The sequence below is a fragment of the Streptomyces ardesiacus genome (assembly GCF_003112575.1).
Classification (GTDB): domain Bacteria; phylum Actinomycetota; class Actinomycetes; order Streptomycetales; family Streptomycetaceae; genus Streptomyces; species Streptomyces ardesiacus.
On the sequence record NZ_BEWC01000002.1, the window covers coordinates 487,930 to 513,790 of the forward strand.

Consider the following 25,861-nt stretch of genomic DNA (forward strand, 5'->3'; position numbering starts at 1 on the left):
GTCAGATGCCGGCTGCTGTCGACAGGTCCTGCTTGAGGGCCGTCAGGAGGTCCGTCGCCTTGGTGCGGGCCGACGGGAGGTCGGCGTGCGCGGCGACCGGGACGACCACCTCCAGGTAGCACTTCAGCTTGGGCTCCGTACCGCTCGGGCGGACGATCACCCGGGCGCCCTCGAGCGTGTAGCGCAGGCCGTCCGTCGGCGGCAGCGTGTCCGTGCCCCGGCTGAGGTCCTCGGCCCTCGTGACCGGGAGGCCCGCGAGGGCCGTCGGGGGCTGTTCGCGCAGGCGGTGCATCGCGGCGGCGATGAGGGAGAGGTCCTCCACGCGGACCGACAGCTGGTCGGTGGCGTGCAGGCCGTGCTCCACGGCGATGTCGTCCAGAAGGTCGAGGAGGGTGCGGCCCTCCGACTTCAGGGCCGAGGCCAGTTCCGTGATCAGGAGGGCCGCGGTGATGCCGTCCTTGTCGCGGACGCCCTCCGGGTCGACGCAGTACCCGAGAGCCTCCTCGTAGCCGTAGCGGATGTCTTCCACGCGGGCGATCCACTTGAAGCCGGTGAGGGTCTCGACGTGGGGGACGCCGGCCTGCGCGGCGATGCGGCCGAGGAGGGAGGACGACACGATCGACTCGGCGAACGTGCCCCGCGCTCCGCGGGTGACCAGGTGGGCCGCGAGGAGGGCGCCCACCTCGTCGCCGCGGAGCATGCGCCAGCCCGCTGCGGCGGTGGGGTCGGGTACGGCCACCGCCAGGCGGTCGGCGTCCGGGTCGTTGGCGATGACCAGGTCGGGGGCGGGGGTGGTGGCGCGGGCCGTCGCGAAGGCGAGGTCCATCGCGCCGGGCTCCTCCGGGTTGGGGAAGGCGACGGTGGGGAAGTCCGGGTCGGGGTCGGCCTGCTCGGCGACGAGGACCGGCTGCGGGAAGCCGGCGCGTTCGAAGGCGGCGAGGAGGGTGTCCTTGCCGACGCCGTGCATCGCGGTGTAGACGGTGCGGGCGGTGCGGGGGGAGTGCTCGGCGAGGACGGCGTCCGTGCGGGTGAGGTAGGCGTCGAGGACGTCGTCGGTCAGGGTGCGCCAGCCGGTCGCGGGGCGGGGGACGTCGTGGAGGGAGCGTACGGCGTCGATCTCCGCGGCGATCTCGGCGTCGGCGGGGGGCACGATCTGGGAGCCGTCGCCGAGGTACACCTTGTAGCCGTTGTCGCGGGGCGGGTTGTGGCTGGCGGTGACCTCCACGCCGGCGACGGCGCCGAGGTGGCGGATCGCGAAGGCGAGGACGGGGGTGGGGAGGGGGCGGGGGAGCACGGCGGCCCTGAGGCCGGCGCCGGTCATCACGGCGGCGGTGTCGCGGGCGAAGTCCTCGGACTTGTGGCGGGCGTCGTAGCCGATGACGACCAGGCCGTTGGTGTGGCCCTGCTTCTTCAGGTACGCGGCGAGGCCGGCGGCGGCGCGGATGACGACCGAGCGGTTCATGCGCAGGGGGCCGGCGCCGAGTTCGCCGCGGAGGCCCGCGGTGCCGAACTGGAGGGTGCCGGAGAAGCGGGCGGTGAGCTGGGCGTGGTCCTCGGCGTCGATGAGGCGGGCGAGTTCGGCGCGGGTGTCCGGGTCGGGGTCCTCGGCCAGCCATGCCTTGGCTCGTGCGAGGAGGTCGTCGTCGGTTGCGTCTTGCACGTCGGTCAGCCTCTCGGGGTCGGTGGTGTGCGGTGCGTTTGCCTGCGGCGCCTGGGTGGGGTGGGTGGGGTGTGTTTGCCTGCGGCGCCTGTGCGGGTTCGGTGGGGGTGCGCGGTGCGCGGTGCGGTGCGTTGGGGGTCGGGGCCGCGCCGGGGGGTGTCCGTCCTCGGAACGGCGCGGAATCGGTCGGCCACAGATCTCTCCGGCGTTGACGCGCCAACCGCTGCGGGCGGACACCCCCCGACACGTCCCCTTCTCGCCGTACGCGGCTGTCCCGCCGCGTCGCCCAGTCGTGCCTCCCCCAGTGCCTGAACGGCCTGGGAGGTACCCCCAGGCGGCACGGGTGGGCGCAGCGGCACCCCGCTGCGCCGGGCTCGCGACCCGACCCCGCGCCCACCCCGGGCACCGGTCAACGCCGGCGCCCGGGGTGGGTGCGTCACCCGCGTCGGGGGCGGACGCCGGACCGGGGGCGTCGTTACAGGCGGCCCAGGACCTGGGTCAGCAGCGTTCCCATGCGGGCGGCGGAGTCGCGGCCCGCCTGGAGGACCTCCTCGTGGTTGAGGGGCTCGCCCGTCATGCCCGCGGCGAGGTTGGTGACCAGGGAGATGCCCAGCACCTCCGCGCCGGCCTCGCGGGCCGCGATCGCCTCCAGGACCGTGGACATGCCCACCAGGTCGGCGCCGATGACGCGGGCCATGCGGATCTCGGCCGGGGTCTCGTAGTGCGGGCCGGGGAACTGGGCGTAGACGCCCTCCTCCAGCGTGGGGTCGACCTCCTTGCACAGCGCGCGCAGGCGCGGGGAGTAGAGGTCGGTGAGGTCGACGAAGTTGGCGCCGACGATGGGGGAGGTGGCGGTGAGGTTGATGTGGTCGCTGATCAGGACCGGCTGGCCGGGGCGCATGCCCTCGCGCAGGCCGCCGCAGCCGTTGGTCAGGATGATCGTCTTGGCGCCGGCGGCGACGGCGGTGCGGACGCCGTGGGAGACGGCGGCCACGCCGTGGCCCTCGTAGTAGTGGGTGCGGCCCAGGAAGACCAGCGCGCGCTTGTCGCCGATGGAGTACGAGCGGATCTTGCCGCCGTGCCCCTCCACCGCCGGCTTGGGAAAGCCCGGCAGGTCGGTGACCTGGAGATCGGCCTCGGGCGCGCCCAGGGCGTCCACGGCCGGTGCCCAGCCGGAGCCCATCACGAGGGCGACGTCGTGGGTCTCGGCGCCGGTGAGTTCACGCAGGCGGGCCGCGGCGGCGTCGGCGGCGGCGTAGGGGTCGCCCTGGATGTCGTCCGGAAGAAGAGATGCGTTCACGCCGATGAGGGTAGCCGGTTTGCGGCTACGCGCGTAGATGGCAGAGGTCACGGGATGGTGGTTTTTGGGTTGGAGGTTGTGACGGGAGGTGCCCTCAGCAGGGGCGCTTGCGCAGTTCCATGACGTAGTCGTGGGGGGCGCCGGCCGATTCGGCGGCGTCCGCGATCTCGCCCAGGTAGCGGGCCGAGGGCAGGCCGCCCTCGTAGGCGTTCAGGACGTAGGTCCAGGCCCCCTCCTCGCCGTCGAGGGTGTGGGCGCGGACGCGGGTGCGGCGGTAGATGTCCAGGCCCACGCCCTCCCAGCGGTCGAGGGAGTCCTCGTCCATGGGTGCGATGTCGTAGAGGGAGACGAAGACCTGGGAGATCGGGTCCTCGACGAGGGTCGCCAGGGCGCCCTCCCAGCCCATGTGCTCTCCCCCGAAGGTCAGCCGCCACCCGTTCAGCCAGCCGGTGGCACGCAGCGGCGAGTGGGGGGCGCGGCGGGTCATCAGCCGCGCGTCGAGGTTGCCGGCGTAGGCGGCGTAGAGCGACATGAGGGGAAGGGTACGCGGCGTTCCGGTAACGGTGGCGGCCCCGGGCGGCCGGTCGTTGAAGGGTGCGGGACAATGGAGTACGTGACTCGGATCGTGATCATTGGCGGCGGACCCGGCGGATACGAAGCGGCGCTGGTGGCCGCTCAGCTCGGCGCGGAGGTGACCGTCGTCGACTGCGACGGTCTGGGCGGGGCGTCGGTGCTGACCGACTGCGTGCCGTCCAAGACCCTCATCGCCACGGCTGAGGTGATGACCACCTTCGATTCCTCCTACGAGGAATTGGGGATCATCGTCGCCGACGACACTCCCCCCATGGAGCAGGCCGCCCGGGTGGTGGGTGTCGATCTGGGCAAGGTCAACCGGCGGGTGAAGCGGCTCGCGCTGGCGCAGTCGCACGACATCACCGCCTCCGTGACCCGGGCGGGTGCGCGGGTCGTGCGCGGGCGCGGGCGGCTGGAGGGCATGCAGGGGCTCGACGGGTCCCGCAAGGTCGTGGTGCGGGCCGCCGACGGGAGCGAGGAGACGCTCACCGCGGACGCGGTGCTCATCGCCACGGGCGGCCATCCGCGGGAGCTGCCGGACGCGCGGCCCGACGGGGAGCGCATCCTGAACTGGACCCAGGTGTACGACCTGGAGGAGCTGCCCGAAGAGCTGATCGTCGTCGGGTCCGGTGTGACCGGTGCCGAGTTCGCCGGGGCGTACCAGGCGCTCGGGTCGCGGGTCACCCTCGTGTCGTCGCGCGACCGGGTGCTGCCGGGCGAGGACCCGGACGCCGCGGCCGTGCTGGAGGATGTGTTCCGGCGGCGCGGGATGAACGTCATGTCGCGGTCCCGGGCCCAGTCCGCCAAGCGGGTGGGCGACCGGGTGGAGGTGACGTTGTCGGACGGTCGGGTCATCAGCGGGTCGCACTGTCTGATGGCCGTCGGCGCCATTCCCAATACGCAGGGGATGGGGCTGGAGGAGGCGGGAGTCGTGCTCAAGGACTCCGGGCACATCAGGACCGACCGGGTCTCGCGGACCTCCGCCCCCGGTGTGTACGCCGCCGGTGATGTCACCGGTGTCTTCGCGCTCGCCTCGGTGGCCGCGATGCAGGGGCGGATCGCCATGTACCACTTCCTCGGGGACGCGGTCACCCCGCTGAACCTGAAGACCGTCTCCGCCAACGTCTTCACCGACCCCGAGATCGCCACCGTCGGCTACTCGCAGGCCGACGTGGACGCGGGCAGGATCGACGCCCGCGTGGTGAAGCTGCCGCTGCTGCGCAACCCGCGCGCCAAGATGCAGGGCATCCGGGACGGCTTCGTCAAGATCTTCTGCCGGCCCGGCACCGAGATCGTGGTGGGCGGCGTCGTCGTGGCGCCGCGCGCCTCGGAGCTGATTCATCCGATCTCGATCGCCGTCGACAACAACCTGACGGTCGAGCAGATCGCCAACGCCTTCACCGTCTACCCCTCGCTGTCCGGGTCGATCGCCGAGGTGGCGCGGCAGTTGCACACCCGCAAGGCCGGCGGAGAGGGCTGACCCGGCGGTCGCGGCCGGAAACGGCTCCCCGTCGGTCACGGGGAGTCGCGGCCCTTGCGGGCGGCATAGGCGGGCGGGGTAGGCCCGTATACCACTTCCCGTGGTGGCATGCGAACAACTTCTGTTATTCGGCGCATACTGCTGAAAGCAGACGGTCGTTGGGGTTACTGTCAGTTTCGTGTTCGCTGCAGAACGTCGCCAATTGATCCTCGAAATGGTGCGAGCGAACGGAGCCGTGTCGCTCCGTGAGCTCGCCCGCGTCGTCCAGACCTCCGAAGTGACCGTACGGCGGGACGTGCGCGCACTGGAGGCAGAAGGACTCCTCGACCGCCGGCACGGCGGTGCGGTACTGCCGGGCGGGTTCACGCGAGAGTCCGGCTTTCCGCAGAAGTCCCATCTCGCGACCGCCGAGAAGACGGCCATCGCCGATCTCGCCGCGAGCTTCGTCGAAGAGGGCGAAGCCATCGTGGTGGGCGCGGGCACCACGACGCAGGAGCTGGCCCGCCGGCTCGCGCGGGTGCCCGGGCTGACCGTCGTCACCAACTCGCTGCTGGTGGCCCAGGCCCTGGCCCACGCCAACCGGGTCGAGGTCGTGATGACCGGTGGCACGCTCAGGGGGTCGAACTACGCCCTGGTGGGCTCGGGCGCCGAGCAGTCGCTGCAAGGGCTGCGGGTCTCCAAGGCCTTCCTGTCCGGGAGCGGGCTCACCGCGGAGCGGGGGCTGTCCACCTCCAACATGCTGTCGGCGTCCGTCGACCGGGCACTGGTCCAGGCCGCCGCCGAGGTCGTCGTCCTCGCCGACCACTCCAAGCTGGGCACGGACACCATGTTCCAGACCGTGCCGACCGACGTCATCACCCGTCTGGTCACCGACGAGTCGCCGGGCCACGACGACCGCGCCGCCACCGAGCTCCAGGCCCTGGCCGACCAGGGCGTCCAGATCGCCGTGGCCGGGTCCTCGGGGGGTGGTGCGGCGAACAGCAGCGGGACACCGGGGGCCTCGGGGGGTGAGCCCGTGGCGCGTCAGCAGCGCCGGGACGTGCCGCTTCCGGGGCCGCGCCGACAGGTTCCGGGTGCGGGCGCGGGGCTGCGGCCGGCCTCCGCCCTGGGCGAGCAGAACGGCGGGGTGGAGCGGGCGCGCGTCGCCGATCTGCGCCGCCGGTAGCCGGGCGGCGGCTTGCGTCCGCCGGGCAGATGGCAGGGGCGCCCGGCGGACCGGATCGGTCCGCCGGGCGCCCCTGGCGTGTGCGGGTGCCGTTCAGTCCTTGATCTCGCAGATCGCGGCGCCGGAGGTGACGGAGGCGCCGACCTCCGCGCCCAGACCCTTGACGGTGCCGGACTTGTGGGCGTTGATCGGCTGTTCCATCTTCATCGCCTCGAGCACGACGACCAGGTCGCCCTCCTGGACCTCCTGGCCCTCCTCGACGGCGATCTTGACGATGGTGCCCTGCATGGGCGAGGCGAGGGTGTCGCCGGAGACCGCGGGGCCGGACTTCTTGGCCGCGCGGCGCTTGGGACGGGCGCCGGCCGCCAGGCCGGTGCGGGCCAGCGACATGCCGAGCGAGGACGGGAGGGAGACCTCCAGGCGCTTGCCGCCCACCTCGACGACGACGGTCTCGCGACCGCTCTCCTCGTCCGCCTCGGTGTCGGCGGGCGCGGTGAAGGGCTTGATCTCGTTGACGAACTCGGTCTCGATCCAGCGGGTGTGGACCGTGAAGGGGTCGGCCGAGCCGGTGAGTTCGGGGGCGAACGCGGGGTCGCGGACGACCGTGCGGTGGAAGGGGATGGCCGTGGCCATGCCCTCGACGGTGAACTCGTCCAGGGCGCGGGCGGCACGCTCCAGCGCTTCCTTGCGGGTGCGGCCGGTGACGATCAGCTTCGCCAGCAGGGAGTCCCACGCCGGGCCGATGACCGATCCGGACTCGACGCCCGCGTCCAGGCGGACGCCCGGCCCGGCCGGCGGGTCGAAGCGGGTGACGGCGCCGGGGGCGGGCAGGAAGCCGCGGCCCGGGTCCTCGCCGTTGATGCGGAACTCGAAGGAGTGGCCGCGCAGGACGGGGTCGTCGTAGCCCAGTTCCTCGCCGTCGGCGATGCGGAACATCTCGCGGACCAGGTCGATGCCGGCGACCTCCTCGGTGACCGGGTGCTCGACCTGCAGGCGGGTGTTGACCTCCAGGAAGGAGATCGTGCCGTCCATGCCGACGAGGAACTCCACCGTGCCGGCGCCGACGTAGCCGGCCTCCTTCAGGATCGCCTTGGAGGCCGAGTACAGCTCCTCCATCTGGGCGTCGGAGAGGAAGGGGGCGGGAGCCTCCTCGACCAGCTTCTGGTGGCGGCGCTGCAGGGAGCAGTCGCGGGTGGAGACGACGACCACGTTGCCGTGCTGGTCGGCCAGGCACTGGGTCTCCACGTGGCGGGGCTTGTCGAGGTAGCGCTCGACGAAGCACTCGCCGCGGCCGAAGGCGGCCACGGCCTCGCGGACGGCGGAGTCGTACAGCTCGGGGACCTCGTCCAGGGTGCGGGCGACCTTCAGACCGCGCCCGCCGCCGCCGAAGGCGGCCTTGATCGCGATCGGCAGGCCGTGCTCCTCGGCGAAGGCCACGACCTCGTCCGCGCCGGAGACCGGGTCCGGGGTGCCGGCGACCAGGGGCGCGCCGGCGCGCTGGGCGATGTGGCGGGCGGCGACCTTGTCGCCCAGGTCGCGGATGGCGTGCGGGGGCGGGCCGATCCAGATCAGACCGGCGTCCAGGACCGCCTGCGCGAACTCCGCGTTCTCGGAGAGGAATCCGTAGCCGGGGTGGATGGCGTCCGCGCCCGACTCGCGCGCGGCTTTCAGGACCTTCTCGATGTCCAGATAGCTGGTCGCGGGGGTGTCACCACCCAGGGCGAACGCCTCATCAGCGGCGCGGACATGCAATGCGTCCCGGTCCGGGTCCGCGTAGACGGCCACGCTCGCGATCCCGGCGTCCCGGCAGGCCCGGGCCACGCGGACAGCGATTTCGCCACGGTTGGCGATGAGCACCTTGCGCACGATTGAGGCTCCCTCCTTGAAACAAGCCGAGTTTAGGGACTGCCGACACGGCACTTCGACCCGTCCCCAGTGGTGAGCTTGCCCACACGGAGCGTGATTCGAGGCCCGCTCGACCCGCGAGAACCCTTGGTAGCACCGCCCTGCGCAGGTCTCCTGGGCAAACCCTAGTCCTCCCGTGTGGTCAAGGTCTCTGTAAGGGCGTGCTGCGGGCCACTTGGTTTCTTTGTGGAGTCCCTACTAATGGCCCAATGATTCTTTGCTCGCGCCCGGACCCTTGTGGCGAGGTTTACCCGTTAGTAGCGTTCGGGGCGTCTCGAACGTACTTGGGGTAACGGCTGTCCTGTGCGGCAGTGGTCGAAAGTGGGTGGGGACCGGTGTCAGTGCGCAGGCCGGTGGCGTGGACCGTGGCGGTCGTGTTCCTCGTGGAGGCGGTCGGCGTCGCGGCGCTGAACTGGTTCCTGGGGACGGTCGTCGACCGACAGGAGATGTCCCTGGCCGGTCTCGACCCGGACATGATGTCCCTCTCCTCGAAGATCGGCGGAGTCGTCTTCGGGCTGTACTTCGCGCTGTGCGGCCTGGTCGCGCTGCTCGTGGCGGTGCGCGACCGCGCGCCCGCGGGGCTCGGCCGGATCCTGCTGATCAGCGCCGCCGTGGTGCACGGCCTGCTCGGCGCCTTCGCCTGGGGGCTGGTCGGACCCGGCGCCTTCCTCTTCATGATCGTCGTACTGGGGCTCGTCGTGCTGCTGCTGATGACGTACGACGTCCGGGAGGAGCCCGCCGCCGGCGGGCGGCCCGAGGACGGCAAGGGCGACGACGGCTCCCCGGTCACTCCGCCGCCGGCGCCCACAACTCCGTGATGCCGGTGCCCAGCTCGGCCAGGAGCCGCCGCAGCAGGGGCAGGCTGAGGCCGATGACGTTCCCGTGGTCGCCCTCGATGCCGTCGATGAACGGCGCCGAGCGGCCGTCCAGGGTGAACGCCCCCGCGACGTACAGGGGCTCCCCGGAGGCCACGTAGGCGGCGATCTCGTCGTCGGTCGGCTCGCCGAAGCGGACGACGGTGGACGCGGTCGCCGAGACGTGGCGTCCGGAGGCGGTGTCCCAGACGCAGTGGCCGGTCTGCAGCGTGCCCGCCCGGCCGCGCATCGCCTTCCAGCGCGCCGTGGCCTCCTCGGCGTCGGCCGGCTTGCCGAGCGCCCGGCCGTCCAGGTCGAGCACCGAGTCGCAGCCGATCACCAGGGCGCCGCGCACCTCGGGCCTGGCGGCCACCACGGACGCCTTGGCCTCGGCCAGGGCGAGGGCCAGCTCGGCGGGGGTGGGGGCGGTGACGGCCTCCTCGTCGACGCCGCTCACCAGCACCTCGGGGGCGAGACCGGCCTGGCGCAGCAGGCCGAGCCGGGCCGGGGACTGGGAGGCGAGGACGAGCCGGCGGCGGGGCTGAGCAGTCATGGGGTCAGGTTAGCCACCCGGGCGGGCCGGGCTCACTTCAGGCCGAGCACGATCATCGCGAGGACCATGGCCAGTGCCAGGAAGACGCTCAGCCGCCGCAGCATGTCCTGCATGTCGCGCAGTTCCTCGGGCGGCTCGTCGTCGGGATCGGACCAGAGCATGCCACCAGCGTGGGGCTCGGCAGGGGCCGGCGACTTGAGTACGGGTACTCAAATCGGGGCGCGGGTTGCACGGGCGTGCGCTCACGCGACGGAGCGCACACCGGCACGGCCCCGCGCCCCTGGGCACTCCGTCCTCAGCCCGGCCAGTACGTGCGGGACCAGGCGGCCGGGCCCGGGTGGGGCAGGCGGGTCGCCGCGATGCGGGACGGGTCCGACCAGGCGTCGCGCGGGCCGGCGGGGGACGGCTCCGCGGCCGCCGTCGCCGCGCGGGCCCTGACCACCGTCAGGGCCGCGGCCAGTTCTTCCGGGGTGGGGTTGCCCCGTACGACCTTGATGGTCACAGCGGCTCCTTACAGGGGGATGTTGCCGTGCTTCTTCGGGGGCAGGTTCTCCCGCTTGGTGCGCAACTGGCGCAGACCGCGGACGATGTGGCGGCGGGTGTCGGACGGCATGATCACCGCGTCGACGTAGCCGCGCTCGGCCGCCGTGTAGGGGTTGAGGAGGGTGTCCTCGTACTCCTGGATCAGGCGGGCGCGGGTGGCCTCGGCGTCGTCACCCGCCTCGGCGATGGTGCGGCGGTGCAGGATGTTGACCGCGCCCTGGGCGCCCATCACCGCGATCTGGGCGGTGGGCCAGGCCAGGTTGAGGTCGGCGCCCAGGTGCTTGGAGCCCATGACGTCGTAGGCGCCGCCGAAGGCCTTGCGGGTGATGACCGTGATGAGCGGGACCGTGGCCTCGGCGTAGGCGAAGATCAGCTTGGCGCCGCGCCGGATGATGCCGTCGTGCTCCTGGTCCACGCCCGGCAGGAAGCCGGGCACGTCCACGAAGGTGAGGACGGGGACGTTGAAGGCGTCGCAGGTGCGCACGAAGCGGGCCGCCTTCTCGGAGGCGGTGATGTCCAGGCACCCTGCGAACTGCATCGGCTGGTTGGCGACGATGCCGACCGGTCGGCCCTCGACCCGGCCGAAGCCGGTGAGGATGTTCGGCGCGAACAGCGGCTGCGTCTCGAAGAACTCGGCGTCGTCGAGGACGTGCTCGATGACCGTGTGCATGTCGTAGGGCTGGTTCGCGGAGTCCGGGACGATCGTGTCCAGCTCGGCGTCCTCGTCCGTGACCGCGAGGTCGGCCTCCTCGGGGAAGGCGGGGGGCTCGGAGAGGTTGTTGGACGGCAGGTACGACAGGAGCTGCTTGACGTACTCGATCGCGTCCTTCTCGTCGCCGGCCATGTGGTGGGCCACGCCCGAGGCGGTGTTGTGGGTGCGGGCGCCGCCCAGCTCCTCGAAGCCGACGTCCTCGCCGGTGACGGTCTTGATGACGTCGGGTCCGGTGATGAACATGTGACTGGTCTGGTCGACCATCACCGTGAAGTCGGTGATCGCGGGGGAGTACACCGCGCCGCCCGCGCACGGGCCGACGACCAGGCTGATCTGCGGGATCACGCCCGAGGCGTGGGTGTTGCGGCGGAAGATCTCGCCGTACGCCCCGAGCGAGGCCACGCCCTCCTGGATGCGGGCGCCGCCCGAGTCGTTGATGCCGACGACCGGGCAGCCGGTCTTCAGCGCGAAGTCCATCACCTTGACGATCTTCTGGCCGTAGACCTCGCCCAGCGCCCCGCCGAAGACGGTGAAGTCCTGGGAGAAGACGGCGACGGGGCGGCCGTCGACGGTGCCGTAGCCGGTGACGACGCCGTCGCCGTAGGGGCGGTTGGCGTCCAGGCCGAAGTTGGTGGAGCGGTGCCGGGCGAACTCGTCCAGCTCGACGAAGGAACCCTCGTCCAGCAGGAGGTCGATGCGCTCACGAGCCGTCAGCTTGCCCTTGGCGTGCTGTTTCTCGACGGCGCGTGCGGAACCGGCGTGCGTCGCTTCCTCGATACGGCGCCTGAGATCCGCGAGCTTGCCCGCGGTCGTGTGGATGTCGGGCTGCTGCTCTTCCGGCTCGGACATCGGGATGCGGCTCCCTGCCTGCTCAAAAGGGGGGACGGTTACTCGTTCGTAGAGTAGTAGGGGGCCTTCCGATCGGCAGTGCGGTGTTTCCCACACCTAGGGTGGGTTGCATGACGCCCCGCGAATCCCCCGACTCCCCGAACGACGCCCGCCACAGCCGGTGGTCCGACCTGGACCGGCCGCCCCTCAGCCGTACGTCGCTGCGCCGGGGCCTGGTACGGGAGGGCGGGCTGTGGCGGCAGGTGGACGTGGTGCAGCGCACCGGGTCCACCAACTCCGACCTCGTGGCGCGGGCCGCCGAGGGGGACCTGGCGGAGGGCGTGGTCCTCGTCGCCGAGGAGCAGAGCGCCGCGCGGGGGCGCCTGGACCGGCAGTGGACGGCGCCGCCGCGCTCCGGGCTGTTCTTCTCCGTCCTGCTGCGGCCCGCCCAGGTCCCCGTGGCCCGCTGGGGCTGGCTGCCGCTGCTCACCGGCGTCGCCGTGGCGACCGGACTGTCCCGCGTCGCGGGCGTCGACACCGCCCTGAAGTGGCCCAACGACCTGCTGGTGACCGTCGGCGACGAGGAGCGCAAGGCCGGCGGCATCCTCGCCGAGCGGGCCGGAGACGACGGCGTCGTCATCGGCGTCGGCATCAACGTCTCGCTCCGCGCCGAGGAGCTGCCGGTCGCCCGGGCCGGTTCGCTGGCGCTGGCCGGGGCCGAGAACACCGACCGGGACCCGCTGCTGCGCGGGGTGCTGCGGTCGCTGGAGGACTGGTACGGGCGCTGGTGCGGGGCCGGGGGCGACCCGGCGGCCAGCGGGCTCCAGGAGACGTACGCGGCGGGCTGCGCGACCCTCGGGCGGCTGGTGCGGGCGGAGCTGCCGGGCGACCGGTCGCTCGTCGGGGAGGCGGTGGCCGTGGACGGCGACGGACGGCTGGTGATCGCGACGGAGGCGGGGGTGCAGGAGCCCGTGGGAGCGGGCGACATCGTGCACCTGCGGTTGGCGTGAGCGCGGTCCCGGGGCACCCTCGGAGTACGGGACGCACGGGAGTGAGCTGGGGCACACCTGACGTAAAGTTGGGGCCGGTCGAACCTGACCGCGGCAGATCGGAAAGGCAACAGGCGTGACCGTCGACGACACCGGCTCCGGCGCGGACGGGGACGGCCGGGTGGACCCCGAGCCCGACCCGGACTCCGCCGACCCCGGCGATGACCCGCTCGCGCTGCGCCTCGAAGGGCTGATCCTGGGCGCCGAGCGCCGCTACACCCCCTTCCAGGCCGCCCGCAGCGCGGGCGTCTCCATGGAACTGGCCTCCCGTTTCTGGCGGGCCATGGGATTCGCCGACATCGGCCAGGCCAAGGCGCTCACCGAGGCCGACGTCCTCGCCCTGCGGCGGCTGGCCGGTCTGGTGGAGGCGGGGCTGCTCAGCGAGGCGATGGCCGTCCAGGTCGCCCGGTCCACGGGGCAGACCACCGCCCGGTTGGCCGAGTGGCAGATCGACTCCTTCCTGGAGGGCCTGACCGAGCCCCCCGAGCCCGGGATGACGCGCACCGAGGTGACGTATCCCATCGTCGAGCTGCTCCTCCCCGAGCTGCAGGAGTTCCTCGTCTACGTCTGGCGGCGCCAGCTCGCCGCCTCGGCCGGCCGGGTCGTCCAGGCCGGGGACGACGAGGAGATGGTCGACCGGCGGCTCGCGGTCGGTTTCGCGGACCTGGTCGGTTTCACGCGGCTGACCCGGCGGATGGAGGAGGAGGAACTCGGCGAGCTGGTCGAGGCGTTCGAGACCACCTCCGCCGACCTGGTGGCCGCACGCGGCGGACGGCTGGTCAAGACCCTCGGCGATGAGGTGCTCTACGCCGCCGACGACGCCGGCACGGCCGCCGAGATCGCGCTGCGCCTCATCGAGACGATGGCCCACGACGAGACCATGCCGGAACTGCGCGTCGGCATCGCCTTCGGCACGGTCACCACCCGGATGGGCGACGTCTTCGGCACCACCGTCAACCTCGCCTCCCGGCTCACCTCGATAGCCCCGAAGGACGCCGTCCTCGTCGACTCGGCCTTCGCCGAGGAACTGATCCGCACCGGGGACGCCCCCGCCTCGGAGGCCGCGGCCGCCGAGGAAGCGGCCGCCGCGGAGAAGGAGGGCGAGGAGCCGCCGGTCTACCGCTTCGCGCTCCAGCCGATGTGGCAGCGTCCGGTGCGCGGTCTGGGCGTGGTCGAGCCGTGGCTGCTCACGCGCCGGGGCGACGGCGGCGGCGAGTCGTAGGCCGCCGGAAGGCGGCGGTTCAGCCGGTGAACAGGCCGACGCACAGGCCGATGACCGGTACGCACAGGCCCGGATCGGCGGGCTCCGGCGCCGGCGGCGTGCTGGGGGGCCGTGGCGTCGGTGTGGTCGGCGCGGGGTGGGGCGCGGGCCGGTCGGAGTGCTGCGGCCGGGCGGTGTCCGGGGCGGGGGCGCGAGGCCGGTCCCCTTCCTTCCCCCGCTCGTGATCCTCTTCGCGCTCGTGCCGTTCTCCGGGCTTCCCGTTCTCGGGGGTGTCCGGGCCCTCCGGGGTGCCGGCGGCCGGGGTGCCGCTCGCGGACGGGCCCCGTACGAGGCCGGGTATGCCGGGTATGAGGCCCGGCCCCGGGGAGCCGCTGAGGCCGCCCATGACGGACGTCGCGGAAGGGGCCGGCCCGGGAGCCCCGCCTCCCGCGTCCGCGGCGCCGGACGGCGTCGCCCGGACATCGGCGGCCGTGTCCCCGCCTCCGCCCTCCACGCGCGGCGCCGCCCCGGCGCGGACGCCGTCGCCCGCGTCACCGGGCGGCTCGGGCAGCAGCCGTACGAGACTCAGGGCGCCGGCCGCCAGCGCGAGGCCGCCGACGACCAGCAGCACCTTGCGGGGGCGGGGCCTGCGGTGCCGGCCGCGGCGGCACCACGCGTACCGCGGCCCCGGCCGCACGTCGGTGGTCGTGCCCGCGGCCGGACCGCGGGTCGTCGGTGTGCCGGTCGTCGTCATGGTCCCTCCCCGGTGCGCACGCGCCCCCGCTGCGCCGTGGCGGTGTGAGGCTACGGTCTGCCGTCGGCGGGGGCGGGCGGTCGGTCGTATGTCACTCGAACGGGGGGCGGGGCCGGTGCGGGGAGCGGGCGCGTCCGGTCTTCCCCCGCGCGGGACCGCCTGCGATGATCGTGCGGTCGACTTGTTAACACACGTTAACCGGAGGGTGTCATGAGCGAGGAGCGGTTCGGAGAGTTCGTCCTGGTGCGGCGGCACGGGGACGGGCATGTCGCGGAGCTCGCGCTCGACCGGCCGAAGGCCATGAACGCCGTCTCGACCGCCATGGCCCAGTCTCTGGGCGCGGCCTGCGCGGCGCTGGCCGAGGACCGCGGCGTCCGCGTGGTGGTGCTGACCTCGACCCACGAGCGGGCGTTCTGCGTCGGGGCGGACCTGAAGGAGCGCAACTCCTTCTCCGACGCCGACCTGCTGCGCCAGCGTCCGGTGACGCGGGGGGCGTACACGGCGGTGCTCGAGCTGCCGCAGCCGACGGTCGCGGCCGTGCACGGCTTCGCGCTGGGCGGCGGGTTCGAGCTGGCGCTGTCCTGCGACGTGATCGTGGCCGACCGTACGGCCGTGGTGGGGCTGCCGGAGGTGTCGGTGGGCGTGATCCCGGGCGGCGGCGGTACGCAGTTGCTGCCGCGCCGGGTGGGGGCGGCGCGGGCGGCCGAGCTGGTGTTCACGGCGCGGCGGGTGGCGGCCGAGGAGGCGCGCGAGCTGGGGCTGGTGGACCAGTTGGCCGACGAGGGCCGGGACCGGGAGGACGCGCTGGAGCTGGCCTCCCGGATGGCCGCGAACTCGCCGGTGGGCCTGCGCGCGGCCAAGCGGGCGCTGCGCCTGGGGCACGGTCTCGATCTGCGGGCGGGTCTGGAGGTCGAGGACGCGGCGTGGCGGTCGGTGGCGTTCTCGGGGGACCGCGCGGAGGGCGTGGCGGCGTTCAACGAGAAGCGGGCGCCGCGCTGGCCGGGCGAGTGAGCCGACGGGACCGGCGTGGTCGCCGTACGGCGTGGGGCTCGGGGTCCTCCGCCGGGCGCGGCCCGGGGCGGCTGCGGTCGGGTGTGCCCGGTGCCCGGTGCCCGGTGCCCGGTACTCGGCGCTCGGGCACGGTCCCGGACCTCGGAGTCGCCGGACACTCGCCCGGTTCGACCCGTTTGAGTAACGTTTCTTCTGGAATCTCCCTAGCCTGGAGTGATGGGTGACGACAGGCGGCTCGCGGCCGTGGTGGGCCTTGCGCAGGGGATGGCGGCTGCGCAGAGTGCGCGTGAGGCGTGGCGGGCGGCCGCCGTGGGCGGGTGCCTGGCGCTGGGAGGCAGCTTCGCCGCGCTGTCGGTGTGGGAGCGGGAGCTGGGACGGCTCCGGGTGCTGGTCAACGTCGGCCGTCGGGCCGAGGACGAGGAGGAGTTCCCGGAGGACGAGTCCTATCCGGTGCACCAGTTCGCGGAGATCACCGAGTTCCTGCACGAGCGCTGGGCCGGCGGCGGGGAGCCCGACGCCTGGGTCGAGACGGCCGAGGGGCCGGCCGCCGGGCGCCCCGGATACGTCCACCAGCGCGTCGCCGCCCTGCGTCGCCGGGGCCGCGGCTGCTGCGTCGTCGCGCCGATCGTGCTGCACGGGCGGGCGTGGGGCGAGCTGTACGTGGCCCGGCCGGTGGGGGAGCGGGTCTTCGAACGGGCCGACGCCGACTTCGCCACCGTCCTGGCCTCCGTCGTCGCCGCCGGGATCGCGCAGAGCGAGCGGCTGGAGGAGGTCAAGCGGCTCGCGTACACCGACGCCCTCACCGGGCTGGCCAACCGCCGCGCCGTCGACTCCGCTCTGGACGAGGCCGTCGAGCGGCACCGTCGGGAGGGCGTCGCCGTCAGCCTCGTCGTCTGCGACCTCAACGGCCTCAAGCAGGTGAACGACACGCACGGTCACGCCGTGGGGGACCGGCTCCTGGAGCGGTTCGGTTCGGTGCTGTCGCTGTGCGGGGCGATGCTGCCGGGAGCGCTCGCCGCGCGGCTCGGCGGCGACGAGTTCTGCCTGCTCGCGGTCGGGCCGCCCGTCGACGCGGTGGTCAAGGCGGCCGAGGAGCTGTGCCACCGGGCGGCCGAACTGGAGCTGGGCGACGGCGTGGCCTGCGGGGTCGCGTCCACGGAGGGCCCGGTCGGGCCGGTCCGCTCCGCCCGGCGCCTGTTCCGCCTCGCCGACGCCGCCCAGTACCGGGCCAAGGCGGACCGCGCGGCCGGGCCGGTGGTCGCGGGGCGGGAGGGGCCCGGCGATCCCGTCGTACGGCTCGCGGACGAGCCCTCACGTGAGGAGGACGGGGAGCGCAGGCGGTTCCGTGGGCGGCACTCGCCGTGACGGCCGGTCCGGTAAGGGGCGCAACCCGGACGCAGCTGTGACGTACCCCCTCGGTACCGCCCCGTGACATCATCGAATTCACTGCGTACGCTCCTGAATATGGATATGCACACTGTGGTGGTGGGGACGACCGGGGTCACCGCGTCCGACGTCCTCGCCGTGGCGCGCGCGGGCGCCCGGATCGAGCTTTCCGAGGAGGCGGTGGCGGCCCTCGCCGCGGCCCGCGGCATCGTGGACGCGCTGGCCGCCAAGCCGGACCCCGTGTACGGCGTGAGCACCGGCTTCGGCGCCCTGGCGACCCGGCACATCAGCCCCGGCCTGCGGGCGCAGCTCCAGCGCAACATCGTCCGCTCGCACGCCGCCGGGATGGGGCCGCGCGTCGAGCGCGAGGTGGTCCGCGCGCTGATGTTCCTGCGGCTGAAGACCGTCTGCTCCGGACACACCGGGGTGCGCCCCGAGGTCGCGCAGACCATGGCCGACGTGCTCAACGCCGGGATCACCCCGGTCGTGCACGAGTACGGCTCCCTCGGCTGCTCCGGCGACCTCGCCCCGCTGTCGCACTGCGCGCTCACCCTCATGGGCGAGGGCGACGCCGAGGGCCCCGACGGCACCGTCCGCCCGGCCGGCGAACTGCTCGCCGAGCACGGGATCACCCCGGTCGAGCTGCGCGAGAAGGAGGGCCTCGCCCTCCTCAACGGCACCGACGGCATGCTCGGCATGCTGGTCATGGCCCTCGCCGACCTCGACACCCTCTACAAGTCCGCCGACATCACCGCCGCGCTGACCCTGGAGGCCCTGCTCGGCACCGACAGGGTGCTCGCCCCCGAGCTGCACGCGATCCGCCCGCACCCCGGGCAGGCCGCCAGCGCCGCCAACATGGCCGCCGTGCTCAAGGGCTCGGGCCTGACCGGGCACCACCAGGACGACGCCCCCCGCGTCCAGGACGCGTACTCGGTGCGCTGCGCCCCGCAGGTCGCGGGTGCCGGCCGCGACACCATGGCCCACGCCGGCCTGGTCGCCGAGCGCGAGCTGGCCGCGGCCGTCGACAACCCCGTCGTGCTGCCCGACGGCCGGGTGGAGTCCAACGGCAACTTCCACGGCGCCCCGGTCGCCTACGTCCTGGACTTCCTCGCCGTCGCCGTCGCCGACCTCGGCTCCATCGCCGAGCGCCGCACCGACCGGCTCCTGGACAAGAACCGCAGCCACGGACTGCCGCCGTTCCTCGCCGACGACGCGGGCGTCGACTCCGGCCTGATGATCGCCCAGTACACGCAGGCCGCGCTGGTCGGCGAGCTGAAGCGGCTCGCCGTACCGGCCTCGGCCGACTCCATCCCGTCCTCCGCCATGCAGGAGGACCACGTGTCGATGGGCTGGTCGGCGGCGCGCAAGCTGCGCACGGCCGTCGACAACCTCACCCGCGTGATCGCCGTCGAGCTGTACGCCGCCACGCGCGCGATCCAGCTCCGCGAGGGCCTCACCCCGGCCCCGGCCTCGCAGGCCGTCATCGACGCCGTACGGGCGGCAGGCGTCGAGGGCCCCGGGCCGGACCGCTTCCTGGCGCCCGACCTCGCCGCGGCGGACGCCTTCGTGCGCGCCGGGCACCTGGTCGCGGCGGCGGAGACGGTCACGGGGCCGCTGCGCTAGCGGACGGCGGCGGCATGGCGCAGGGGGTCCGGCGTCGCGCCGGGCCCCCCGCGGCCGTCCGTGGACGCACCGGCCGGCCGGGCGGACCCTCCGGCGGGTCTCCCGATGGTCAAGAGAGCCAAAAGAACGTCAAGTACTGCTAAAGGCCGAGGCGTTCCCGGCGGACCGAGTAGCCCACGAAGCCGACGCCCAGACCGAGGCAGAGGGTGCCGCCCACGACGTACGGCGTGCTGTCGAAGCTGCCGGTGTCGGCCAGCCGGGTCGAGCCCTCGCCGGTCGCCGCCGAGTCCGTGGCGGTGCCCGTGGACGCCGCTCTCGCCTGGGCCGTGACCTGCGGAGACGGGGTCGCGGCGGCGGATTCGAGGACGGGTGTCTCGGGGGTCGCGTTGGCCGACGGGACGAACCACAGGGCACACAGCAGGCCGCCGGCGGCGGTGGCGGTCAGCAAGGAACGGCGAGCGGATGACACGGAATATCGATCCCCTTGTGGCGCTGGCGAATTGGCCGTGTGGGGCGATGTTAGTGAAAGGCGCGGGTCACAGGAAAGTCACGGGAGCGGTCGGCCTTACGCTCCGGGCATGAACACTCCTGAGACATCACGGTTTGTACGGATTCGCGTCGACCTGGTCCTCGAGATCGACGACGAGGAGGCCGTCACCGGCGCCGCGCTGCAGGCCCTCGCCGACGGCTCCGGCCTGTCCGGCGCCGAACGGGCCGACTCCGAACGGGCCGTGACGGAGGACACCGCCGAGGCCCTGGCGCATCTGGTGGACCCGTTCGACCTGGTCGGCACGGTGCCCGGGGTCGAACTCCGGCAGGCCTCCTGGAGCAGTGAGCAGATCGACTACGACCCCGACTCGCCCGAGTGGGAACTGGACGAGGATGATGGCGGCGAGAACGACCCGGAAGACGATGAAATGACGGTCGGCTGACGCGGTGTGGGGAAAATCCCGGCCCCGGACGGCAACCGCCGTCCGGGGTTTCGTCGTCTCACGGTGCGCACGGACCGACACCTCCCCGCACCGCCTCCGCCCGCTGCGGCGAAACGTGGTATGCCCCACACCCGCGAGCGATGTGGAACGGGACGAACCGGTCGTAGCGTTGAAAGTTATTGACGGGGCATCTCGGGGTTTCGGGAATAGGCAACGATGGAGAAGCGTGTGATGACGGACGGTAAGCGGCGCAAGGGCCTGGCGGCCGCGTCCGCACTGCTCGGCGGTGTGCTGGTACTCACGGCATGTTCCAGTAGCAACGCCGACACCTCCGGGGGTGGGGACGGCAAGACCTCGCAGGCCGAGGTCGACGAAGCGGCGGCCAAGAAGACGTCCGAGGCACAGATCAAGATCACCCCCAAGGGCGGCTCGGACAACGCCTCCATCAACAACTCCGCCGGCGTCACCGTGGCCAAGGGCACGCTCACCGAGGTGAAGATGACCGCCTCGGACGGCACCGTGGTCAAGGGTGAGATATCCGCCGACAAGACCAGCTGGAAGCCCAGCGGCCAGCTGGAGCGCGCCACCAAGTACCAGATCTCGGCGACCGCGCAGGACTCCGAGGGCCGCGCCGCCCACGAGAACAGCTCGTTCACCACGGTCTCGCCGCAGAACAGCTTCATCGGGACCTTCACCCCGGACGACGGCAAGACCGTCGGCGTCGGAATGCCCGTGTCGATCAACTTCGACAAGGCGATCACCGACAAGGCCGCCGTCCAGAGGGGCATCACGGTCAACAGCAGCAGCGGCCAGGAGGTCGCCTGCCACTGGTTCTCCACCCAGCGCATGGACTGCCGCCCCAAGGACTACTGGCAGGAGGGCTCGACCGTCACCCTCAAGCTGGCGCTCGACGGGGTCGAGGGCGCCGCCGGCGTCTACGGCGTCCAGCAGAAGTCGGTCACCTTCAAGATCGGCCGCAACCAGGTCTCCTACGTCGACGCGAAGACCAAGCAGATGCGGGTCACGCAGGACGGCAAGACCGTCAAGACCATCCCGATCTCGGCCGGCTCCCCGGAGAACAAGACCTACGAAGGCCAGATGGTGATCTCCGAGAAGTACAAGGAGACCCGGATGGACGGCTCGACCGTCGGCTTCACCGACGACGACGGCAAGGGCGAGTACGACATCAAGGACGTGCCGCACGCCATGCGGCTGAGCACCTCCGGCACCTTCATCCACGGCAACTACTGGGGCAAGGGCATCTTCGGCAGCGTCAACACCAGCCACGGCTGCGTGGGCCTGGAGGACGCCAAGGGCGCGAACGACCCGAACACGCCGGGCGCCTGGTTCTACAACAACTCCATCATCGGTGACGTGGTCGTCGTCCAGAACACCGGCGACAAGACCATCGCCCCGGACAACGGCCTCAACGGCTGGAACATGGACTGGGCCCAGTGGAAGGCGGGTTCGGCGGTCTGACGCCGACTCCCTCCGGGCCGACCGCACTTCGCACGGGCGCCCGCCGCTCCCCCGCACGGGAGCGGCGGGCGCCCGCGCATTTCACGGCTTCTCATCCTTCTCTTACGCGGGCCTTATCCCTCCATCACGGGCCGTCCCTACTTTGCGGCCATGTTCTTCACCTACCTGAGGCGCGAGCTGCGCCGCCGCAGAAAGGCGGCCCTCGTCGTCGCCTCCGGACTGGCCCTGGGTATCGCGCTGGTCATCGTCGTCGACTCGGTCTCCTCCGGCATGGGCCGGGCCCAGGACAAGGTCCTGCAGTCCCTCTACGGGCTCGGCACGGACATGACGGTCACCAAGGCCGCGGAGGCGCCCTCCGGAAGCACCGCCGAACGGCCGCGCTTCCGCTTCGACGCGCAGGACGACGGCGCCGAGGAGGAGCAGAGCACCGACCGCGTCATGGTGCAGGGCTTCCAGACGCTGGCGAGTTCCACCGTCGGCAAGGTCGCCGGCCAGAGCGGTGTCGCCGACGCGGTGGGCGGTCTGAGCCTCCAGGTCGTCAAGGTCAGCGGCGAGTTCTCGCGCGGCCAGTTCAAGCAGGACGCCTCCGGCGGCGGCGCGGGCCGGGGCGGCGGTCCGGGCGGCGGCCAGTCCCAGCAGGGCCGCGTCCAGGGCGGCGGCGCCGACTTCGACGTCAACAGCTACTCCGTCTACGGCACCGACGTCACCGAGCCCGCCCTCGGCCCGCTGACCACGTCCACCATCACCAGCGGACGCACCTTCAAGGAGTCGGAGACCGACGCCAAGGTGGCCGTCGCCGACTCGGCGTACGCCAAGGAGAAGAAGCTCAAGACCGGCAGCACGGTCACCGTCAAGGACACGAAGTTCGAGATCGTCGGCATCGCCACGGCGGACAGCGGTGACGCGGCGGCCAACCTCTATCTGCCGCTGAAGCAGGCCCAGACGCTGGGCGACGCGAAGGACAAGGTCACCACGATCTACGTCAAGGCGACCGACTCGCAGCGGATCGACGGCGTCAAGTCCGCGATCCAGAAGAACATCTCGGGTACGACGGTCACCACCTCCGCCGACCTCGCCGACACCGTTTCCGGCTCGCTGTCCACCGCCTCCTCGCTCGCGACCGGCGTCGGCAAGTGGCTGTCGGTCGTCGTCCTGGCGGCGGCCTTCCTGGTCGCCGGTCTGCTCACCTCCTCCGCCGTCTCCCGCCGGGTGCGCGAGTTCGGCACGCTCAAGGCGCTCGGCTGGCACTCGGGGCGGGTCACCCGGCAGGTGATCGGCGAGGCCGTCGTCAACGGCCTGGTCGGCGGCGCCCTCGGCATCGCGCTGGGTCTCGCGGGCGCCTACGCCGTCACCGCCGTCAGCCCGACGCTGGAGGCCCAACTGGGCGGCGGCACGGGCGGCGGCGGTGGTGCGGGCGGGCCCGGCGGCCTCGGCGGGGGCGGCATGGGCGGGCCCGGCCGGCAGGCCGCCGCCAAGACCCTGGACATCGCGCTGACCGCACCCGTCAGCCTCACCACCATCGCCCTCGCGGTGGGCCTCGCCGTGGCCGGCGGACTCGTCGCCGGGGGCTTCGGCGGCTGGCGCGCCTCGCGACTGCGCCCGGCGGACGCCCTGCGCCGCGTCGAGTAGCGCCCCCCTTCCCCGTACTCCAGGAGTTGCACCATGTACGAACTCAGCGGCGTCACCAAGCACTACACCCGCGGCAAGGCTACCGTGCACGCCCTCGACGGCGTCGACCTGACCATCGCCGACGGCGACCGGCTCGTCATCCAGGGCCCCACCGGCGGCGGCAAGTCCACCCTGCTCCAGATGCTGGGCGCCCTCGACCGGCCCAGCTCGGGCCGGATCGTCCTCGACGGCACCGACCTCGCCACGCTCCCCGAGGCCAGGCTGACCCGGGTGCGCAGCGAGAGCATCGGCTTCGTCTTCCAGTCCTTCAACCTGATCCCGACCCTGACCGCCCAGGAGAACGTCGAGACCGCCCTGGTTCCGCTCGGCGTCAAGGCGAAGGAGCGGCGCGAGAAGGCCGCCGAGGCCCTGGCCTCCGTCGGCCTGGGCGAACGCCTCGGCCACCTCCCCGGCGAGATGTCCGGCGGCCAGCAGCAGCGCGTCGCCATCGCCCGCGCCCTGGTGAAGCAGCCCAAGGTGCTCCTCGCCGACGAACCCACCGGAAACCTCGACGAGTCGACCCGCGACGAGATCATGGACGTACTCGACCGCATGTGGAAGGAGCTGGGCCTCACCTTCGTCATGGTCACCCACGACTCGGCGATCGCGCGGAAAGCCCCCCGCGTGGCCACCATCCGCAAGGGCCGCATCACCGTCAAGGAGAACGCTTCGGCGTGACGGTGTGCGGTGACCGTTGATCCGCCGGGCTGCGGGGCGTCGGCGGGCCGCACGCGCCCGGCCGAGGAGGCGGGTGCCTCTCAGGCCCCCGAGTCGTGTGTGAACTCGTTGAGTTCACACACGTCAGGGTCGGTCAGGTAGTCGTAGAGCCGTAGGTCTCCGGCGGATCCGGTCACGTACAGCGTCACCCCGTAGGTCCCGCCGCCTTCGATGGTCCAGGCCGAGGGAGGGGACCTCGTCGCCGCGCTGAGCCGGGGCACGCTCACGGCGTGACCGCGGCCGCCGCCGCGTCCGTCCCCCAGCTCGCCAGCAGCCGCAGCGCGTCCGCCGACGGGGAGCCGGGTTCCGCGTGGTAGGTGACGAAGGCCTGCTCGTCGTCGTCGACCAGGCGGAACGTCTCGAAGGACAGGGTCAGGTCGCCGACCAGCGGGTGCCGCATCCGCTTGACGCCGTAGGTCTTCTCCTTGACGTCGTGCGTGGCCCACAGGCGGCGGAACTCCTCGCTCTTCACCGAGAGCTCACCGACCAGCGCGGACAGTCGCGGGTCGTCCGGGTGCCGACCCGCGTCCATGCGCAGGAAGCTGACCATGTCGTACGCCTTCTGGTCCCAGTCGACGAACAGCTCGCGGTAGTCCGGGTTCAGGAAGACCAGCCGCGCCCAGTTCCGCTCGGCGGCCGGCAGCCTGCCCCAGTCGCCGAAGAGGGCCGCGGCCATCCGGTTCCAGGCGAGGATCTCGGAGCGGCGGCCCGTCACGTACGCGGGCACCGTGTCGATCGACTCCAGGAGCTGGAGCAGCGCCACCCGCACCGGCTGCTTGCCCCGTGGGGCCCCGGCCCGCCGGCGCTGCTGCTTCGGCTTCGCCAGATGCGTCAGGTGCGCCTGCTCCGCGTCGGTCAGCCGCAGCGCCCGGGCGATGGCGTCCAGGACCTCCGCCGACACGTTCTGCCCGTTGCCCTGTTCGAGGCGGGTGTAGTACGCCACCGAGACCCCGGCTAGCTGCGCCAGCTCCTCGCGCCGCAGCCCGGGCACCCGGCGCTGCCGCCCGTACGACTCCAGGCCCACGTCCTCCGGCTTGAGCCGGGCCCGCCGGGTGCGCAGGAACTCGCTCAGTTCGGCCCGACGGTCAAGCTGTCCATCCATGTTTCCAGTATCGCCGGACCTATTCCCGGTCGTACGCACACGAGCCTGTCCCCGTCAGTGGTACGCACGCCGGACGTACGCAAAGCCGTGGTCTGGGTGGACCGGCGGACCCCAGGCAGGGTGGAAGCATCACCCGTCACGCCAAGAGAAACCCGGAGAACCCCGGCATGACCACTGTCGCCGCGTACGCAGCACCCGCCGCCAAGGCGCCGCTGGAGCGCACCACCATCGAGCGGCGCGAGGTGCGGGAGCACGACGTCCTGATCGACATCAAGTTCGCCGGCATCTGCCACTCCGACATCCACCAGGCCCGTGAGGGCTGGGGCGAGGCCATCTTCCCGATGGTCCCCGGCCACGAGATCGCGGGCATCGTCTCCGCGGTCGGCCCCGGCGTCACCAAGTTCGCCGTCGGCGACCGGGTGGGCGTCGGCTGCATGGTCGACTCCTGCCGCGAGTGCGAGAACTGCAGGGCCGGCCGGGAGCAGTACTGCGCCGAGGGCAACACCGGCACCTACAACGCCGTCGGCAGGGACGGCGAGGTCACCTACGGCGGCTACTCCGAGAAGGTCGTCGTCGACGAGAACTTCGTCCTCGGCATCCCCGAGGGCATCTCCCTGGACGAGGCCGCGCCCCTGCTGTGCGCCGGCATCACCACGTACTCCCCGCTCAAGCGCTGGAACGCGGGCCCCGGCAAGAAGGTCGCCGTCATCGGCCTGGGCGGCCTCGGCCACATGGCCGTCAAGCTCGCGCACGCCCTGGGCGCCGAGGTGACCGTGCTGTCGCAGTCCCTGCGCAAGAAGGACGACGGCCTGAAGCTGGGCGCCGACCACTACTACGCCACCAGCGACCCGGCCACCTTCCAGGAGCTGGCCGGCAGCTTCGACCTGATCGTCTCCACGGTCTCGGCCCCGCTCGACTTCGCCGCCTACCTGGGACTGCTGAAGACGGAGGGCACGCTGGCCAACGTCGGCGCCCCCGAGGAGCCGGTCTCCCTCAACCTGTTCGCGCTGCTCGGCGGCGGCAAGTCCCTGACCGGCTCCATGATCGGCGGCATCGCCGAGACCCAGGAGATGCTGGACTTCTGCGCGGAGCAGGGCATCGGCGCCGAGATCGAACTGATCGCCGCCTCCGAGATCAACGAGGCATACGAGCGGGTCGTGAACAGCGACGTGCGCTACCGCTTCGTGATCGACACCGCGACGATCTGATCCGGGGGCGCGTCCCGGGAACGCCGGGCGCGCGGACCGCTGACCGCTGTGGCCGGAAGGCCACCCCGTACGTCACGCCGGTCGGCAGGGCGAAGGCCACGGCCGACGCCGCCGGCCGGCTTCGGCGGTGCGGGGGCCGGGCGCCGGGCGCCCCGGGG

The 25,861-nt window shown here is 72.6% G+C and carries 24 protein-coding genes; 13 read left to right on the plus strand and 11 right to left on the minus strand.

Annotated elements, in window-relative coordinates:
- Position 1: 1 nt before the first annotated feature.
- The 3 genes from Sdi02f_RS09265 to Sdi02f_RS09280 all read right to left on the minus strand — a co-directional run bounded on the left by Sdi02f_RS09265 (position 2) and on the right by Sdi02f_RS09280 (position 3,492).
- Positions 2-1,660 carry a phospho-sugar mutase gene (locus tag Sdi02f_RS09265; protein ID WP_108933066.1) on the minus strand — a complete coding sequence of 553 codons (1,659 nt, stop codon included), beginning with the start codon at positions 1,658-1,660 and terminating at the stop codon, positions 2-4.
- Positions 1,661-2,135: 475 nt separating this feature from the next.
- Positions 2,136-2,960 (minus strand): purine-nucleoside phosphorylase, encoded by an 825-nt coding sequence (locus Sdi02f_RS09275; RefSeq protein WP_030400902.1) that lies wholly within the window; start codon positions 2,958-2,960, stop codon positions 2,136-2,138.
- Positions 2,961-3,054: 94 nt separating this feature from the next.
- The gene (locus tag Sdi02f_RS09280; RefSeq protein WP_030400901.1) at positions 3,055-3,492 is read right to left on the minus strand and encodes a gamma-glutamylcyclotransferase family protein; all 438 of its coding nucleotides are present in this window, start codon (positions 3,490-3,492) and stop codon (positions 3,055-3,057) included.
- A 72-nt stretch (positions 3,493-3,564) separates the two neighbouring features.
- Between Sdi02f_RS09280 and Sdi02f_RS09285 the strand changes: the two genes are divergently transcribed.
- Together Sdi02f_RS09285 and Sdi02f_RS09290 are read left to right on the plus strand one after the other, a co-directional pair.
- On the plus strand, positions 3,565-5,013 hold the full coding sequence (locus Sdi02f_RS09285) for an NAD(P)H-quinone dehydrogenase (protein WP_030400900.1): 1,449 nt from the start codon (positions 3,565-3,567) through the stop codon (positions 5,011-5,013).
- 178 nt (positions 5,014-5,191) lie between these two features.
- Positions 5,192-6,178 carry a DeoR/GlpR family DNA-binding transcription regulator gene (locus tag Sdi02f_RS09290; protein ID WP_037798614.1) on the plus strand — a complete coding sequence of 329 codons (987 nt, stop codon included), beginning with the start codon at positions 5,192-5,194 and terminating at the stop codon, positions 6,176-6,178.
- A gap of 93 nt (positions 6,179-6,271) precedes the next feature.
- Here Sdi02f_RS09290 and Sdi02f_RS09295 read toward each other — a convergent pair whose 3' ends face one another.
- Positions 6,272-8,044, minus strand: coding sequence for an acetyl/propionyl/methylcrotonyl-CoA carboxylase subunit alpha (locus tag Sdi02f_RS09295; RefSeq protein ID WP_030400898.1), 1,773 nt, complete (start codon positions 8,042-8,044; stop codon positions 6,272-6,274).
- 374 nt (positions 8,045-8,418) lie between these two features.
- Between Sdi02f_RS09295 and Sdi02f_RS09300 the strand changes: the two genes are divergently transcribed.
- The gene (locus Sdi02f_RS09300; protein WP_030400897.1) at positions 8,419-8,901 is read left to right on the plus strand and encodes a hypothetical protein; all 483 of its coding nucleotides are present in this window, start codon (positions 8,419-8,421) and stop codon (positions 8,899-8,901) included.
- Here Sdi02f_RS09300 and Sdi02f_RS09305 read toward each other — a convergent pair.
- From Sdi02f_RS09305 to Sdi02f_RS09320, 4 genes are all read right to left on the minus strand, one after another.
- On the minus strand, positions 8,870-9,490 hold the full coding sequence (locus Sdi02f_RS09305) for a nucleoside triphosphate pyrophosphatase (protein WP_030400896.1): 621 nt from the start codon (positions 9,488-9,490) through the stop codon (positions 8,870-8,872). The genes Sdi02f_RS09300 and Sdi02f_RS09305 overlap by 32 nt on opposite strands.
- Before the next feature lie 32 nt (positions 9,491-9,522).
- Positions 9,523-9,651, minus strand: a complete 129-nt coding sequence (gene mmpB / locus Sdi02f_RS36705) for a morphogenic membrane protein MmpB (protein WP_037798612.1) — start codon at positions 9,649-9,651, stop codon at positions 9,523-9,525.
- 134 nt (positions 9,652-9,785) lie between these two features.
- On the minus strand, positions 9,786-9,992 hold the full coding sequence (locus tag Sdi02f_RS09315) for an acyl-CoA carboxylase subunit epsilon (RefSeq protein WP_030400895.1): 207 nt from the start codon (positions 9,990-9,992) through the stop codon (positions 9,786-9,788).
- A gap of 9 nt (positions 9,993-10,001) precedes the next feature.
- Complete coding sequence (locus Sdi02f_RS09320) at positions 10,002-11,594, minus strand: acyl-CoA carboxylase subunit beta (protein WP_031086426.1); 1,593 nt, start codon at positions 11,592-11,594, stop codon at positions 10,002-10,004.
- A gap of 110 nt (positions 11,595-11,704) precedes the next feature.
- Here Sdi02f_RS09320 and Sdi02f_RS09325 point away from each other — a divergent pair, with 110 nt between their 5' ends.
- Together Sdi02f_RS09325 and Sdi02f_RS09330 are read left to right on the plus strand one after the other, a co-directional pair.
- A complete protein-coding gene (locus tag Sdi02f_RS09325; RefSeq protein ID WP_030400893.1) occupies positions 11,705-12,583 on the plus strand; it encodes a biotin--[acetyl-CoA-carboxylase] ligase in 879 nt (292 codons plus the stop codon).
- A 115-nt stretch (positions 12,584-12,698) separates the two neighbouring features.
- Complete coding sequence (locus Sdi02f_RS09330) at positions 12,699-13,844, plus strand: adenylate/guanylate cyclase domain-containing protein (protein WP_030400892.1); 1,146 nt, start codon at positions 12,699-12,701, stop codon at positions 13,842-13,844.
- Positions 13,845-13,863: 19 nt separating this feature from the next.
- Here the strand turns inward: Sdi02f_RS09330 and Sdi02f_RS09335 are convergent, their stop codons facing one another.
- Positions 13,864-14,577, minus strand: a complete 714-nt coding sequence (locus Sdi02f_RS09335; RefSeq protein ID WP_245962166.1) for a hypothetical protein — start codon at positions 14,575-14,577, stop codon at positions 13,864-13,866.
- Positions 14,578-14,787: 210 nt separating this feature from the next.
- Here Sdi02f_RS09335 and Sdi02f_RS09340 point away from each other — a divergent pair, with 210 nt between their 5' ends.
- The 3 genes from Sdi02f_RS09340 (at position 14,788) to hutH (ending at position 18,597) form a co-directional block, all read left to right on the plus strand.
- A complete protein-coding gene (locus Sdi02f_RS09340) occupies positions 14,788-15,588 on the plus strand; it encodes an enoyl-CoA hydratase/isomerase family protein (protein WP_031086430.1) in 801 nt (266 codons plus the stop codon).
- 216 nt (positions 15,589-15,804) lie between these two features.
- Positions 15,805-16,953 (plus strand): GGDEF domain-containing protein, encoded by a 1,149-nt coding sequence (locus Sdi02f_RS09345; protein WP_030400889.1) that lies wholly within the window; start codon positions 15,805-15,807, stop codon positions 16,951-16,953.
- Positions 16,954-17,058: 105 nt separating this feature from the next.
- Positions 17,059-18,597: a histidine ammonia-lyase gene (hutH, locus tag Sdi02f_RS09350; protein WP_030400888.1), complete on the plus strand. Its 1,539-nt coding sequence runs from the start codon at positions 17,059-17,061 to the stop codon at positions 18,595-18,597.
- A gap of 139 nt (positions 18,598-18,736) precedes the next feature.
- On the opposite strand, the gene Sdi02f_RS35840 is transcribed toward hutH, so the two are convergent.
- The gene (locus Sdi02f_RS35840) at positions 18,737-19,066 is read right to left on the minus strand and encodes a hypothetical protein (protein WP_174843323.1); all 330 of its coding nucleotides are present in this window, start codon (positions 19,064-19,066) and stop codon (positions 18,737-18,739) included.
- Positions 19,067-19,175: 109 nt separating this feature from the next.
- On the opposite strand from Sdi02f_RS35840, the gene Sdi02f_RS35845 reads away from it, so the two are divergent.
- From Sdi02f_RS35845 to Sdi02f_RS09370, 4 genes are all read left to right on the plus strand, one after another.
- The gene (locus Sdi02f_RS35845) at positions 19,176-19,529 is read left to right on the plus strand and encodes a hypothetical protein (RefSeq protein ID WP_167458146.1); all 354 of its coding nucleotides are present in this window, start codon (positions 19,176-19,178) and stop codon (positions 19,527-19,529) included.
- A gap of 231 nt (positions 19,530-19,760) precedes the next feature.
- Positions 19,761-21,008: a L,D-transpeptidase gene (locus tag Sdi02f_RS09360; protein WP_030400885.1), complete on the plus strand. Its 1,248-nt coding sequence runs from the start codon at positions 19,761-19,763 to the stop codon at positions 21,006-21,008.
- A gap of 150 nt (positions 21,009-21,158) precedes the next feature.
- Complete coding sequence (locus Sdi02f_RS09365) at positions 21,159-22,637, plus strand: ABC transporter permease (protein WP_108933067.1); 1,479 nt, start codon at positions 21,159-21,161, stop codon at positions 22,635-22,637.
- Between the two features lie 33 nt (positions 22,638-22,670).
- Entirely contained in the window at positions 22,671-23,354 is a 684-nt protein-coding gene (locus Sdi02f_RS09370; RefSeq protein ID WP_030400883.1) for an ABC transporter ATP-binding protein, read from the plus strand.
- A 262-nt stretch (positions 23,355-23,616) separates the two neighbouring features.
- Here the strand turns inward: Sdi02f_RS09370 and Sdi02f_RS09380 are convergent, their stop codons facing one another.
- Positions 23,617-24,495: a helix-turn-helix domain-containing protein gene (locus tag Sdi02f_RS09380; protein ID WP_030400881.1), complete on the minus strand. Its 879-nt coding sequence runs from the start codon at positions 24,493-24,495 to the stop codon at positions 23,617-23,619.
- Positions 24,496-24,662: 167 nt separating this feature from the next.
- Here Sdi02f_RS09380 and Sdi02f_RS09385 point away from each other — a divergent pair, with 167 nt between their 5' ends.
- Positions 24,663-25,703, plus strand: a complete 1,041-nt coding sequence (locus tag Sdi02f_RS09385) for an NAD(P)-dependent alcohol dehydrogenase (RefSeq protein WP_108933068.1) — start codon at positions 24,663-24,665, stop codon at positions 25,701-25,703.
- The last annotated feature ends 158 nt before the right edge of the window (positions 25,704-25,861 follow it).

Excerpts from the sequence above, each read along its gene's own strand:
- Sdi02f_RS09280 (WP_030400901.1), bottom strand. The coding sequence starts at position 3,492 with ATGTCGCTCTACGCCGCCTACGCCGGCAACCTCGACGCGCGGCTGATG.
- Sdi02f_RS09285 (WP_030400900.1), top strand. The coding sequence starts at position 3,565 with ATGGAGTACGTGACTCGGATCGTGATCATTGGCGGCGGACCCGGCGGA.
- Sdi02f_RS09305 (WP_030400896.1), bottom strand. The coding sequence starts at position 9,490 with ATGACTGCTCAGCCCCGCCGCCGGCTCGTCCTCGCCTCCCAGTCCCCG.
- mmpB (WP_037798612.1), bottom strand. The coding sequence starts at position 9,651 with ATGCTCTGGTCCGATCCCGACGACGAGCCGCCCGAGGAACTGCGCGAC.
- Sdi02f_RS09320 (WP_031086426.1), bottom strand. The coding sequence starts at position 11,594 with ATGTCCGAGCCGGAAGAGCAGCAGCCCGACATCCACACGACCGCGGGC.
- Sdi02f_RS09325 (WP_030400893.1), top strand. The coding sequence starts at position 11,705 with ATGACGCCCCGCGAATCCCCCGACTCCCCGAACGACGCCCGCCACAGC.
- Sdi02f_RS09335 (WP_245962166.1), bottom strand. The coding sequence starts at position 14,577 with ATGACGACGACCGGCACACCGACGACCCGCGGTCCGGCCGCGGGCACG.
- Sdi02f_RS09340 (WP_031086430.1), top strand. The coding sequence starts at position 14,788 with ATGAGCGAGGAGCGGTTCGGAGAGTTCGTCCTGGTGCGGCGGCACGGG.
- Sdi02f_RS09345 (WP_030400889.1), top strand. The coding sequence starts at position 15,805 with ATGGGTGACGACAGGCGGCTCGCGGCCGTGGTGGGCCTTGCGCAGGGG.
- hutH (WP_030400888.1), top strand. The coding sequence starts at position 17,059 with ATGCACACTGTGGTGGTGGGGACGACCGGGGTCACCGCGTCCGACGTC.
- Sdi02f_RS35845 (WP_167458146.1), top strand. The coding sequence starts at position 19,176 with ATGAACACTCCTGAGACATCACGGTTTGTACGGATTCGCGTCGACCTG.
- Sdi02f_RS09360 (WP_030400885.1), top strand. The coding sequence starts at position 19,761 with ATGACGGACGGTAAGCGGCGCAAGGGCCTGGCGGCCGCGTCCGCACTG.
- Sdi02f_RS09365 (WP_108933067.1), top strand. The coding sequence starts at position 21,159 with ATGTTCTTCACCTACCTGAGGCGCGAGCTGCGCCGCCGCAGAAAGGCG.
- Sdi02f_RS09370 (WP_030400883.1), top strand. The coding sequence starts at position 22,671 with ATGTACGAACTCAGCGGCGTCACCAAGCACTACACCCGCGGCAAGGCT.
- Sdi02f_RS09380 (WP_030400881.1), bottom strand. The coding sequence starts at position 24,495 with ATGGATGGACAGCTTGACCGTCGGGCCGAACTGAGCGAGTTCCTGCGC.
- Sdi02f_RS09385 (WP_108933068.1), top strand. The coding sequence starts at position 24,663 with ATGACCACTGTCGCCGCGTACGCAGCACCCGCCGCCAAGGCGCCGCTG.